Source organism: Sphingomonas sp. PvP018, from assembly GCF_017876865.1.
In the GTDB taxonomy this organism is placed as follows: Bacteria; Pseudomonadota; Alphaproteobacteria; order Sphingomonadales; family Sphingomonadaceae; genus Sphingomonas; species Sphingomonas aerolata.
The window spans coordinates 890023-902256 of sequence record NZ_JAGIOU010000001.1 but is presented as its reverse complement, the minus strand read 5'-3'; the positions used below and the strand labels follow the sequence as shown (position 1 = coordinate 902256).

At 66.2% G+C, this 12234-nt stretch carries 10 protein-coding genes and 1 other annotated feature; of the genes, 5 read left to right on the top strand and 5 right to left on the bottom strand.

All coding sequences use genetic code 11. From position 1 onward, the window contains the following. Nucleotides 1-170: 170 nt before the first annotated feature. Nucleotides 171-226, top strand: a sequence feature (sul1 is cis-regulatory element that is thought to sense ions involved in sulfur or methionine metabolism; They are found in Alphaproteobacteria). A 71-nt stretch (nucleotides 227-297) separates the two neighbouring features. Beyond that, nucleotides 298-1779: a SulP family inorganic anion transporter gene (locus J3A66_RS03755; RefSeq protein ID WP_209567243.1), complete on the top strand. Its 1482-nt coding sequence runs from the start codon at nucleotides 298-300 to the stop codon at nucleotides 1777-1779. 98 nt (nucleotides 1780-1877) lie between these two features. Here the strand turns inward: J3A66_RS03755 and J3A66_RS03750 are convergent, their stop codons facing one another. The 4 genes from J3A66_RS03750 to yaaA form a co-directional block, all read right to left on the bottom strand. Then, nucleotides 1878-2228: a DUF952 domain-containing protein gene (locus tag J3A66_RS03750; RefSeq protein WP_209567241.1), complete on the bottom strand. Its 351-nt coding sequence runs from the start codon at nucleotides 2226-2228 to the stop codon at nucleotides 1878-1880. Further along, nucleotides 2225-5005, bottom strand: coding sequence for a DNA gyrase subunit A (gyrA, locus tag J3A66_RS03745; protein WP_056407678.1), 2781 nt, complete (start codon nucleotides 5003-5005; stop codon nucleotides 2225-2227). The genes J3A66_RS03750 and gyrA overlap by 4 nt, the downstream gene beginning before the upstream one ends. 198 nt (nucleotides 5006-5203) lie before the next feature. Then, on the bottom strand, nucleotides 5204-5890 hold the full coding sequence (locus J3A66_RS03740; RefSeq protein WP_031393260.1) for an SDR family NAD(P)-dependent oxidoreductase: 687 nt from the start codon (nucleotides 5888-5890) through the stop codon (nucleotides 5204-5206). Beyond that, nucleotides 5887-6636 carry a peroxide stress protein YaaA gene (yaaA, locus tag J3A66_RS03735; RefSeq protein WP_209567239.1) on the bottom strand — a complete coding sequence of 250 codons (750 nt, stop codon included), beginning with the start codon at nucleotides 6634-6636 and terminating at the stop codon, nucleotides 5887-5889. Before yaaA ends, J3A66_RS03740 begins: the two co-directional genes overlap by 4 nt. Before the next feature lie 163 nt (nucleotides 6637-6799). Here yaaA and J3A66_RS03730 point away from each other — a divergent pair, with 163 nt between their 5' ends. Further along, nucleotides 6800-8092: a hypothetical protein gene (locus J3A66_RS03730; RefSeq protein WP_209567238.1), complete on the top strand. Its 1293-nt coding sequence runs from the start codon at nucleotides 6800-6802 to the stop codon at nucleotides 8090-8092. Nucleotides 8093-8192: 100 nt separating this feature from the next. Here the strand turns inward: J3A66_RS03730 and J3A66_RS03725 are convergent, their stop codons facing one another. Continuing rightward, a complete protein-coding gene (locus tag J3A66_RS03725) occupies nucleotides 8193-8660 on the bottom strand; it encodes an Lrp/AsnC family transcriptional regulator (protein WP_031393257.1) in 468 nt (155 codons plus the stop codon). A 195-nt stretch (nucleotides 8661-8855) separates the two neighbouring features. Here J3A66_RS03725 and J3A66_RS03720 point away from each other — a divergent pair, with 195 nt between their 5' ends. From J3A66_RS03720 to J3A66_RS03710, 3 genes are read left to right on the top strand one after another with little or no spacing between them, the layout of a single operon-like run. Continuing rightward, complete coding sequence (locus tag J3A66_RS03720) at nucleotides 8856-10673, top strand: histidine kinase dimerization/phospho-acceptor domain-containing protein (protein WP_348633982.1); 1818 nt, start codon at nucleotides 8856-8858, stop codon at nucleotides 10671-10673. Further along, nucleotides 10670-11656 carry a polysaccharide deacetylase family protein gene (locus J3A66_RS03715; RefSeq protein ID WP_348633981.1) on the top strand — a complete coding sequence of 329 codons (987 nt, stop codon included), beginning with the start codon at nucleotides 10670-10672 and terminating at the stop codon, nucleotides 11654-11656. The genes J3A66_RS03720 and J3A66_RS03715 overlap by 4 nt, the downstream gene beginning before the upstream one ends. Next, nucleotides 11653-12219, top strand: coding sequence for a DNA-3-methyladenine glycosylase I (locus J3A66_RS03710; RefSeq protein ID WP_334004483.1), 567 nt, complete (start codon nucleotides 11653-11655; stop codon nucleotides 12217-12219). Before J3A66_RS03715 ends, J3A66_RS03710 begins: the two co-directional genes overlap by 4 nt. Nucleotides 12220-12234 lie beyond the last annotated feature (15 nt).

The window sequence follows — 12234 nt, the reverse complement described above, 5'->3', positions numbered from 1 at the left end:
TTCCGCTCATCCCAGCCCTCCGTCATCCTGACGAAAGTCAGGATCCAGAGTTGCTGCGTGCGACGTTCGTGGCTCTGGATCCTGACTTTCGTCAGGATGACGGGTTTGAATGGGGCAACGGCTCGGCGTGTTGCAATGCAGCACCCAATCCGCTAGCAGGGCCGCATTCGCTTGGACCCGGTGCAATTCCGGGTGGCTATTCCGGCCGCCGATCCGCCGGACAACGCAACGACGCCATTTTGAACACCCGCGACCGACAGGGTCGCCGCGGTTCGTGCGTCCTATGCGGACACATCCATGACAATTTCTGCTTTTTCTCGTTACCGCGCCGAGTGGTATAGCGGCCCGACGGCCGCGCGGCGTGACATTCTCGCTGGCATGGTCGGCACCTTCGCGCTGATCCCCGAGGTCATCGCCTTTTCCTTCGTCGCCGGCATCGATCCCGAAGTCGGCCTGTTTGCCTCGTTCGTGATCGGCATCGTCATCGCTTTTGCGGGCGGGCGCCCCGCGATGATCTCGGGCGCGGCGGGCTCCGTCGCGCTGGTGGCCGCCGCGCTCGTCCATGCGCACGGGCTTCAATATCTCCTCGTCGCGACGATCCTCGCAGGCATGCTGCAGATCGCGTTCGGGCTCGCCAAGCTCGATGTGCTGATGCGGTTCGTCTCGCGCTCGGTCCATGCGGGCTTCGTCAACGCACTCGCGATCCTGATCTTCTCGGCGCAGGTGCCGCAGATGGTGGGGGTCAGCTGGCAGGCCTATGCGATGATCGCGGGCGGGCTTGCGATCATCTATCTCGTGCCGCGGATCTCGAGTGCGATCCCGTCGCCGCTCATTTGCATCGTCGTGCTGACCGCAATCGCGATGTGGTTTCCGATGCCGCTGAAGACGGTCGGCGATCTCGGGCGGCTGCCCGATTCGCTGCCGTCGTTCGGCTTGCCCGACGTGCCGCTCAGCTGGGATACGCTGCGCATCGTCGCCCCCTATGCGCTTGCGATGGCGGCGGTTGGGCTGCTCGAATCGATGATGACCGCCAATGTCGTCGACGAGCTGACCGAGACGCGCAGCTCGAAGGCGCGCGAATGCACCGGGCTCGGGCTCGCCAACATCGCTGCGGGCGCGTTCGGCGGGATCGCCGGGTGCGGGATGATCGGCCAGACGGTCGGCAATGTCCGCTATGGCGGCACCGGACGGCTGTCGACGATGGTCGCTGGTGTGTTCCTGCTCGTCGTGATGGTGCCGTTGCGTCCCTGGGTCGCACAGGTGCCGGTCGCGGCGCTGGTTGCGATCATGATCATGGTGTCGATCAGCACCTTCTCCTGGGGGTCGCTGCGCGATCTGGTGCGGCATCCCAAGGTGTCGAGCGTCGTCATGCTGGCGACGGTCGTCGTCACCGTGGCGACCCACGACCTGTCGCTCGGCGTCGGGGTCGGCGTGCTGTTGAGCGGCGTGTTTTTCGCGTGGAAGGTCACGCGGATGATGGACGTGGCGGTCGAGTACGACGCGGCGAGCGATACGCGGGTCTACAGCGTGACGGGGCAGGTGTTCTTCGCCAGCGCCGATATCTTCGCGGACCGGTTCGACCTGCGTGAGGAGGCCAAGCATGTGCGGATCGACCTGACGGGCGCGCATCTCTGGGACGTCACCGCGGTCGGCGTGCTCGACGACGTAGTCGCCAAGCTGCGGCGGCATGGTGCGGTGGTCGAGGTCGTCGGGCTGAACCAGGCGAGTGCGGTGCTCGTCGACCGGCATGCACCGTTGATGCGCGATCTGGCGGCGTGATCGGGTAGCGGGGGCGGATAAACGACGGTCGTCGTTGCCGCCCCCTCCGTCAGGCTCTGCCTGCCACCTCCCCCGGGCGGGGAAGGATGGTCAGGGCTTCAGCCGGCTACGGGCAGCTTAATCTGGCCGGCATCGTCGCGTTCGAGCGGGCCGTAGGACAGCACCGTCTCGAGCAGGAGCGGGCCGTTATAGATGTGCGGGAAGAGCTGGCCGCCGCGCGACTCTTCCCATGTCACGTCGTCGCCGATCGCTTCGAGATCGACTGCGGCGACGTACAGGTCGGACTGGCCGGTGAAATGCTTGTCGACCGTCTCGGTCAGCTGCGCCGCGGTCGACAGGTGGATATACCCATCGGCCAGATCGACCGGCGCGCCGGCGAAGCTGCCGCTTTCCAGCGACGCCAGTTGCTCGCCCGTCAGCACCTTGTAGGCGATAGGGTCGCGGCTCATTCGCCGTCCCCCTGGCCTTCGGTCGGATCGCCCGCCGCCGTGTCCTCGCCGATCGTCGCGCCGGTGTCGGGCGCCAGCTCTGGCGTTGCGTCGGCCAGGTTCACTTCGGCGTCTTCCTCGGTCTCCTCGATCCGCGCGGCCGAGACCACATGCTCGCCCTTCGCCACGTCGAACAGCTTCACGCCCGCCGAGTTGCGGCTGATGACGCGCAGTGACGCGAGCGTCGTGCGGATCAGCTTGGCCTGGTTGGTCACCAGCATCAGCTGATGGCCCTTGGCCGCGGCGAAGCTCGCCACGACCTGACCATTGCGCGCGATGTTGTCGATGTTGGTGATACCCTGACCACCACGCCCCGTGCGACGATAGTCGTACGCGCTCGACAGCTTGCCATAGCCGTTCTCGCAGACCGTCAGGATGAACTGCTCGCGATCCTTGAGATCGTTGTAGCGCTCGTCGCCCATCCCGTGATCGCCCTCGCGTTCGCCCTTCCAGGGGGCGAATTTGAGGTACGTCTCGCGTTCTTCCGGAGTCGCGCCGACGCGGTGAAGGACCGACAGCGAGATGACCTCGTCGTCGCCCTTTAGCGTCACGCCGCGCACACCTGTCGAGGTGCGGCTCTGGAACTCGCGGACGTCGTCGCCGGCAAAGCGGATCGCTTTTCCGAGCCGCGTCGCGAGCAGGACATCGTCATGCTCGGTGAGCAACGCGACGCCGATCAGCTTGTCCTCGGAGCCTTCCTCGAAGCGCATCGCGATCTTGCCGTTCGACGGCACGTTCGTGAACGCATCCATCGCGTTGCGGCGGACGAGCCCGCGCTGCGTCGCGAACATCACGTGGAGGCGGCTCCACTCGCTGAGATCCTCGGGCAGCGGGAGCACGGTCGAGATCGTCTCGCCCGGCGCCAGCGGCAGCAGGTTGATCATCGGCCGGCCGCGCGTGGCGGGGCCACCCTCGGGCAGGCGCCAGACCTTGTAGCGATAGACCTTGCCGAGGTTCGAGAAGAACAGCACCGGCGTGTGCGTCGAGGTGACGAACAGCTCGGTGACAACGTCCTCGTCCTTGGTCGACATGCCCGCGCGGCCCTTGCCGCCGCGTGCCTGTGCGCGGAACGTGTCGAGGCTGGTGCGCTTGATATAGCCCTGCATGGTCACGGTGACGACCATGTCCTCGCGCTCGATCAGATCCTCGTCGTCGATGCCGTTGGCGGCCGCGGCGATCTCGGACCGGCGCGGGGTCGCGAATTCGTCGCGGATCGCGATCAGCTCGCCGCGCATCACCTCGTACAGCTTGGCGCGGTCGGCGAGGATGTGGAGCAGCTCGGCGATCGATGCCGCGAGCGTCTTCAGTTCGTCGCCGATCTCGTCGCGACCCAGCGCGGTGAGGCGGTGGAGACGCAGATCGAGGATCGCGCGGACCTGCGGCTCGGACAGCTTGTAGATGCCCTCCTGCTGCTTGTCCTCGACCGCCTCGACGAGCGCGATGTACGGCGCGATCTCCGCGACCGGCCATTCGCGCGCAAGCAATTTGCCGCGTGCTTCGGCGGGGCTCGACGACCCGCGGATGATGCGGACGACTTCGTCGAGATTGGTGACCGCGATGACGAGGCCGAGCAACAGATGGGCGCGCTCACGTGCCTTGGCGAGCTCGAACTTCGAGCGGCGGGTGATGACCTGCTCGCGGAAGGTGATGAACGCGCCGATGATGTCGCGCAGGTTGAGCAGCTCGGGGCGGCCGCCGCGGATCGCGAGCATGTTGGCGGGGAAGCTCGACTGCGCAGGCGTGTGCCGCCAGAGCTGGTTGAGCACGACGTCGGGGGTCGCGTCGCGCTTCAGGTCGATGACGATGCGCACGCCCATGCGGCTCGATTCGTCGCGAATGTCGCTGACGCCTTCGATCCGCTTGTCCTTGGCGGCTTCGGCGATCTTCTCGACCAGGCCGTTCTTGCCGGTCTGGAACGGGATCTCGGTCAGGACGATCGAGCGACGGTCGCCCTTGCCCTCCTCGACGACGTGGCGCGAGCGGACGATGATCGAACCGCGGCCGGTCTCGTAGGCGGACTTGGCGCCCGCACGGCCGAGAATGATCGCGCCGGTCGGGAAGTCGGGACCGGGGACGATCTCGAACAGTTCCTCGGTCGTGATCGCGCCATTGTCCATGTAGGCGAGGCACGCGGCGATGACTTCGCCGAGATTGTGCGGCGGGATGTTGGTCGCCATGCCGACCGCGATGCCGCCTGCGCCGTTGACGAGCAGATTGGGGAAGCGCGCCGGCAGCACCGACGGCTCGCGCTCCGAGCCGTCATAGTTGGGTGTGAAGTCGACCGTGTCCTTGTCGAGATCGCCGAGCAGCGCATTGGCAACCTTGCCAAGGCGGGCCTCGGTGTAGCGCATCGCCGCGGGTGGATCGGGATCCATCGAGCCGAAGTTGCCCTGACCGTCGATCAGCGGCACGCGCATCGACCAGTCCTGGGTCATGCGGGCCAACGCGTCGTAGATCGAGCTATCGCCGTGCGGGTGATATTTACCCATCACGTCACCGACGATACGCGCCGACTTGCGATAGGGCTTGCCCGCGACGAAGCCGCTCTCGTGCGCGCCGTAAAGGATGCGGCGATGAACGGGTTTCAGGCCGTCGCGGACGTCGGGGAGCGCGCGCGCGACGATTACGCTCATCGCATAGTCGAGATAGCTCGACTTCATCTCGTCGACGATCGAGATGGTGGCAATGCCGGCTGGCTCGCCGCCGGTGGGTTCGGCGAGCATGGTCTCGTCGGTCAAATCTGAAGGCTTTCGGCTTGTTTCGGTACGATGACACACCTTAGCCGAGGGGGGACCACCTTACTACCCCCGCGCACGCGTACGCGCGGGGAGAGGAGAGGTTTCATCGGTATTTGCGGGTGGTTGTGGGTTGTCGGCGCGATGCGCCATGCCAGCTTTCGCCGGGGTGACGGACCTTGGGGCGGGCGAAGGCCCGGGTCAGGGGGTAATCTCGACCCCGTCCCAGGCGAACAGCTTCCCGCTGTCGGGCGCGCGGAGGCCGTCGATCACGTCGAGCAGCTGGACCGCCGCCCGGTCCGGCTTGAACAGCGTGCCGGGCGTCACATTGCCCTGGAACGGCTGCGACAGACCGGTGTCGACCGTACCCGGATGAAGCCCGACGACGATGCCGCTCGAGTTGCGCCGCTTGTCCTCGATCGCGATCGTCCGGACGAACTGGTTGAGTGCCGCCTTCGACGCGCGATAGCCGTACCAGCCGCCGAGCTTGTTGTCGCCGATGCTGCCGACCCGCGCCGAGAGGACTGCGAACACGATCCGCCCCGTCTTGGGCATCGTCGGCAGGAAATGCTTGGCGACCAAAGCGGGACCGATCGCGTTGATCGCGAAGTTGCGCGCCATCCACACCGGATCGAGATCGCGCATCGCCTTTTCAGGCCCCTTGTCGCCCGCATGGAGCAGGCCCGTCGCGACGATCACGAGCGTCGGCGACCCGACCTTCGTCGCTGCGGCGGCGATGCTCGCTTCATCCTCCAGGTCCAGATGGCGATCGCCATCGGCCGACCGCGAGAAGCCGTGGACGGCATCGAACGTGCCCTCGTCGCGCAGCGCCTCTTCCAGCGCCTTGCCGATCCCGCCCGAGGCGCCGATGACGACCGCGCTGCTCATCGGCGCACGAACCGCCACTGCGCGTCGGTGCTGCCAGCCGCGTCATAGGCATAGCCGTCGGTGTCGAAGCCCTTCATCCCCTCGATATCGTCGATGCGGTGCTCGAGCATCCAGCGCGCCGCCATCCCGCGCGCCTTCTTGGCGTGGAAGCTGACAAATTTCTGGGCCTCCCCCTCGCGAAAATCGAACGCGACGACGCGGATCCCGGCGGGCAGCTTGCCATCGGCCGCCGCCCAATATTCCTGGCTGGCGAGATTGAGGATCGTCCCCGAGCCTTCGGCCTCGACGTCCTCGGCCAGAAGCTTTGCGATCCGATCGCGCCACCAGTCGGTCAGCTTCTTCTGACGGGGCGCCCAGCGAGTCCCCATTTCGAGCCGATAGGGGCGCATCGCATCGAGTGGACGTAGCAGGCCGTAAAGCCCGGAAAGCATGCGCAGATGATCCTGCGCATAGTCCACCGCCGCCTCGTCGAGCGTCTTCGCGTCGAGCCCGGTATAGACGTCACCCGCGAACGCGAACAGCGCGGGGCGTTCGGGCAGCGTGTCGAAATCGCCGAACCGGTCGGCATTGAGCTTCGCGAGCGCGGGCGAGATGTGCATCAGCTCGCTCAGCCGCTTCTGCGTCAGATGCGCCGCCGCATGCGCGAGCGTCGTCGCCTCGTCGGCGAACCGCGGCCGGGTGGGGGTGACGGGGGGCAGGGCGGTCTCATAGTCGAGCGTCTTGGCGGGCGAGAGGACGGCGATCATGCGGGTCACCTAGCCGTGCAACCCGGCGCGTTCAATCGGCGTTCAGTGCGCGAGACACATAAGGCGTGTCTTCACCCTGATTCCCGCTGCTTGCTTGAACGCAATCGGCCACACCCATATAGCGTCGCGCCAAGTCGCAGATACGCACGAGGAGAGTTCCCGCATGAAGACCATTTCGAAACTCGCACTGGCCGCGGTGCTCGCCACCGGGGTGAGCGGCATGGCACTAAGCGTTCCGGCCATGGCCAAGGACAAGAAGGAAGAGGCCAAGGGCGGTCTCACGCTGAGCCCCGAGGTCCTGAAGGCCGCGCAGGTCGCACAGCCCGCAATCGCCGCGAAGGATTTCGCCACCGCAGAGCCCGCGCTCGCGCAGATCGACGCAGCCGCGAAGACCGACGACGACAAATATATCGGCGCCGCGCTGCGCTATGATCTGGAACAGCAGAAGCTGGCCGCCGCACAGGCCGCCAACCCCAATGCTCCGATCAACGAGACGGTCCTGGCCGGGCCGCTCGACGTGCTGATCGCCAATCCGAGCACGCCTGCCGACATGCGCGGGCGCTACACCTATCGTCGCGGCGCGCTCGCGTTCAACGGCAAGCAGTATCCGGTCGCGATCCAGTATTTCCAGAAGGCCAAGGCGCTCGGCTTCACCGACCCGAACCTCGATCTCCAGATCGTCAAGGCGAAGATGGAAACCGGCGATGTGAAGAGCGGTCTCGCCGATCTCGATGCGTCGGTGACGGCATCGACCGCGGCCGGTCAGAAGGCACCCGAGGATTTCTATCGCTATGCGATCAGCAAGGCCAATGCCGCCAAGCTGAAGCCGGAGACCTTCGCCTGGCTGCAGAAATACGCGGTCGCCTATCCGTCGCCCAAGACGTGGCGCGACGTGATCGTGACGTTCGGTCTTCAGCAGAACGGCGTCGTCACGCTCGACGAGACGCAGAAGATCGACCTGTTCCGGCTGATGCGCCAGACCAAGTCGCTCGCCGATCAGAACGACTATCTTGAATATGCCGACAGCGTGAACCGTCGCGGTCTGCCGAGCGAGGCGCAGGCCGTGCTCAAGGAAGGCATGGCTGCGGGCAAGATCCCTGCGACCAACACCATGGCGAAGACCCTGCTGGCGGATACCGGCACGGCGATCCGCAACGACGGCCCCTTGTCCGGGCTCGAGAAGAAGGCCGCGAGCAACGCCGATGGCAAGCTGGCTGCCGGCACTGCTGACGCCTATCTGGGGCAGGATAACTACGCCAAGGCGATCGAACTCTATCGCCTCGCGCTCAGCAAGGGCGGTGTGAATGCCGACGACGTCAACCTGCATCTCGGCATCGCGCAGGCGAAGTCGGGCGACAAGGCTGGTGCGGCGACCTCGTTCGCGGCCGTGAAGACCACGCCACGTCTGGAGACGGCGCAGCTCTGGACGGCCTGGATGAACGCCCCCGCCGCCTGAGCGGGTGGCAGGAATGGAAAAGGGGGCGGCAGCGATGCCGTCCCCTTTTTTTGTGCCCCGCGTCGAAGGGGCCGCTGCGGATGCTGCGTTGAAGTTTTGCCTAGTCGAGCGTGACGGGAATGCCCGACAGCGCCTTGGCGGTGCGGATCGTCAGCGAGGTTTTCACGCTGGCGACGTTGGGGGCAGGGGTCAGGTGCGTGGTCAGGATTTCCTGGAAGCTCTTCAGGTCGGCGGCGACGATCTTCAAGATGAAGTCGATCTCGCCGTTGAGCATGTGGCATTCGCGGATCTCGGGAATGTCGGCGATATGCGTTTCGAACGCGGCCAGGTCGTGCTCGGCCTGGCTGCGCAAACTGACCATCGCGAAGACGGTGATGGGGAAGCCAAGGCGGCCGGCGTCGAGGTCGGCATGATAGCCGCGGATCGCGCCCGCTTCTTCCAGCGCTCGGACGCGGCGCAGGCATGGCGGCGCGGTCAGCCCGACCTGGTCTGCTAGGTCGACATTGGTCATCCGACCGTCGGCCTGCAGAAGCGACAGGATCTGGCGATCGATCCGGTCAAAACTCATTACGTGTAACTCCCATGAAACGCGTCAAACACGGCGATCGACCCTCCATAGCGATAAGATTGTTGCGGCGAAACGCAATTGTCCCACATCGCCACGGCATAACCATGCACGCCAATTCTGTTGTTCCTTCCAAGGCCGCCTCAGGGTATGACAGCTTGATGACGCAGGCGGTGCAGCGTCCATTCGGGGAACTCCGTGCGCTTCGACGACAGCCTGAAGACCGTGCTATCTGCCGACATGGCCACGGATTTCGGTGCTCAATCGGCGTGGCGTCAGATGGTCGACCTGATCGGACGCGGGCGTAGCCCGGCCGATGCTGAGTCGCTGGAACGGTTGCAGGCGCTGCGCAAGCTGGTCCCCGACACGGTTCGCGCGGCAAGCGCGCGCGCGCTGGCGTTCGCGAAGCCCGATGTCGCACTGGTACGGTTTTTTGCCGAAGACACCTTGGCGATCGCCGCCCCCGTGTTGCGGACTGCGATGCTGCCTGCGGATGACTGGCTTGCTCTGCTGCCTCAGCTGACCCCGGCGGGCCGATCCGTCCTGCGGCATCGGCGAGATCTGCCCGAACCCGTCTGTCGCGGTCTTGAGAGTTTCGGGTCGACCGATTTCGTCCTCGCGCATCATCCGGCCCCATCCGACGTTGCTCCCGCGATCAACCCCGGTGCAGAGGTGCAGCTTTCTGTCGATGACGTGGTGCCCGCACCTGCCGTCGAGGCTCCAGCGGAATCACCGTCGTGTCCGACCATGCCGCGCACCGCGTCGCCCTTTGTCACGCTCGGCGCAATTACGCGCGGTCTGCCGGTCGTGGCCGAAGCGCTGCGTCACGCGGCGGTACCGGCGACCGACGCCGCGCCCGAGCCCGTCGCGAAGCCCGAGCGGTTCGAAATTTCCGACCTCGTCAAACGCATCGACGCGTTCAATCGCGATCGGATCGTGCCTGACGCGACGGACTTTGCCGCGGAGGTTGCCGACAGCTTCCGCTACGAAACCGATCCGACGGGCGTGATCCGCTGGGTCGACGGCGTGTCGCGCATGGCGCTGGTTGGCGCCTCGCTGGCCTATGCCGCCGTTCAGGGTGAGGTTCAGATCGACGGAGTCGCGGCAGGCGCCTACCGGCGGCGCTCCGCCTTCGACGCGGCGCGGCTCCAGATTGGCGGTTTGTCGAGCGCTGCCGGTGCATGGCGTATTTCGGGTGTCCCGGCCTTCGATCCCGCATCGGGGCGGTTTACCGGGTTTCGCGGCACCGCGCGCCGGCCGCGCCGCGACGAGGTCGCGTCGCTCGGGGAGCCGTTGGCCGCGCCCAAGTCGCCGGTTTCCGATTCGTTGCGGCAACTGGTGCACGAGTTGCGCACGCCGACCAATGCGATTGCGGGCTTCGCCGAACTGATCGAGACCGAATTGCTCGGCCCGGTCCCTGCAACCTATCGCGAACGTGCGGCGATGATCCGGAGCCAGGCGTCCGAACTGCTGGCCGCGATCGAGGATCTGGATACCGCGGCACGGATTGAAGGCGACGCGCTCGAGCTGCGCCCGACGATCGTGCCCGTCCTGCCGTTGCTCGACGGCGTGGTGCGTGACCTCGCACCGCTGGCAGCGTTGCGCGGTGCCCAGGTCGTCATCGATCCGTCAGCGGCCCATTGCGACATCGCCGGTGACGACCTTGCGGTCGAACGGCTGGTGGGGCGCCTGCTGGCGACCCTCGTATCGGCCTGCAGCGCGGACGAGATGCTGATGGTCGCGGTCCTGTGCTGCGGCGATACGGTGGCGCTGCGCTTCGATCGGCCTCGCGCGATGGCGGTGCACGACACGAACATCCTGCTGAGCATCGACAACGACCGCGGTCACGAGCGCGATGGCGCCCCGTTGCTGGGCACCGGATTTGCGCTGCGGCTGGCGCAGAATTTTGCGGTCGAACTGGGTGGGCACATGGCGTTCGAGGCCGAACACATCATCCTCACGCTACCTGCCGTTGCGGCCGAACGGATGGAGCGCGTTCTCGACCGGTTTCGGTGAACGACGCGCGGTACAGGCTGGCTTCACCGCCGGAGCCCATCGTCTGGCGGCCGGGTTTCGCACCGCGCTACACGCTGTTCGTCGATGTCGAGGAGGAGTTCGACTGGACCGCGCCATTCGAGCGTACGCGACATTCGACGAGTGCGATGGCGGCATTCCCTAAGGCGCATGCGCGGTTCCGCGAGCAGGGCGTCGCGCTGACCTGTCTGGTCGATTATCCGATCGTCGACGATCCCGCCGCCGTCGAGATCCTGCGCGACGTCGTTGCCGATGGCCGGTCGGAGATCGGCGCGCAGCTACACCCCTGGGTCAACCCGCCCTTTGGTGAGCCGCTGACCCCGGCGATGAGCTTTGCGGGCAATCTTCCCGAAGGCCTCGAAGCCGCGAAGCTCCGCTTTCTCACCGACGCGATTGCCACGGCGTTCGGTCGACCCCCACGCGCCTATCGGGCGGGTCGCTACGGGGTCGGCCCGGACACGGTCGCGACACTCACGGCGCTCGGCTATCGCCTCGATAGCTCAATCCGGCCCGGCTATGACTATTCGGCCGAAGGGGGGCCCGACTTTTCGTCGAGCGACCCGCGTCCCTGCCGCCGGGGCGCGCTTCTCAGCGTGCCGTTGTCGACGCTGTATGTCGGCGCGCTGCGGGGTCGCGGTGCAGGACTGTACCGCGCGCTGGGGCGAGTGCCCTATGCGCGCGGTGTCGCGTCGCGACTGGGGCTGTTGTCGCGGGTCGCGTTGACGCCGGAGGACATGCCGATCGGCGCCGCGCTGGAGGCGGTGACGATCGCGGTGGGCGAGGGGATCGAACTGCTCAACTTCGCGTTCCATTCGCCGTCGCTCGTCCCCGGCAATACGCCCTATGTCCGCGACGCTGCCGATCTGCGCGCGTTCCATGACTGGTGGTCAGCGATGCTGACCCGGCTCGACCGGCTGGGCGTGCGCAATGCGTCGCTCGACGACATCCTGGAGAATGCCCTGTGACGACGTCCCCTTCGCGCTGTGGCTGGGCGGGGCACGATCCGCTGATGTGCGCCTATCACGACACCGACTGGGGCGTTCCCGAACGCGACGGACGCGCGCTATGGGAAAAGCTGATGCTCGACGGTTTCCAGGCGGGACTTGCCTGGATCACCGTGTTGCGCAAGCGCGAGGCGTTTCGCGCCGCCTTTGCCGGGTTCGACCCGGAACAGGTCGCGCGCTTCGACGAGGCAGACATCGCCCGGCTGATGGGGAACGCCGGTATCATCCGGTCACGGGCCAAGATCGAGTCGACGATCGGCGGCGCGCACGCGGTCCTCGCGATGCGCGATGCGGGGCTTGATTTCGCGACCTATTGCTGGTCGTTTACCGATGGCAAGGTGCTGATCGGCGACGGTACCAAGCTGGTCACGCAATCGCCATTGTCGGCCCAAATCGCAGCCGATCTCAAGAGTCGCGGGTTCAAGTTCGTGGGTCCGACGATCGTCTATGCCTGGATGCAGGCGGTCGGCATCGTCAACGACCATGAAGCGACGTGCTTCCGACGCGCGGAGCTCGGCGGCTAGGACGCGACAGGTCGG

What these genes read in the sequence shown, in the direction of transcription:
- J3A66_RS03730 (WP_209567238.1), top strand. Translation starts at nt 6,800, where the DNA reads ATGAAGACCATTTCGAAACTCGCACTGGCCGCGGTGCTCGCCACCGGG.
- J3A66_RS03750 (WP_209567241.1), bottom strand. Translation starts at nt 2,228, where the DNA reads ATGAGCCGCGACCCTATCGCCTACAAGGTGCTGACGGGCGAGCAACTG.
- J3A66_RS03740 (WP_031393260.1), bottom strand. Translation starts at nt 5,890, where the DNA reads ATGAGCAGCGCGGTCGTCATCGGCGCCTCGGGCGGGATCGGCAAGGCG.
- J3A66_RS03725 (WP_031393257.1), bottom strand. Translation starts at nt 8,660, where the DNA reads ATGAGTTTTGACCGGATCGATCGCCAGATCCTGTCGCTTCTGCAGGCC.
- J3A66_RS03755 (WP_209567243.1), top strand. Translation starts at nt 298, where the DNA reads ATGACAATTTCTGCTTTTTCTCGTTACCGCGCCGAGTGGTATAGCGGC.
- yaaA (WP_209567239.1), bottom strand. Translation starts at nt 6,636, where the DNA reads ATGATCGCCGTCCTCTCGCCCGCCAAGACGCTCGACTATGAGACCGCC.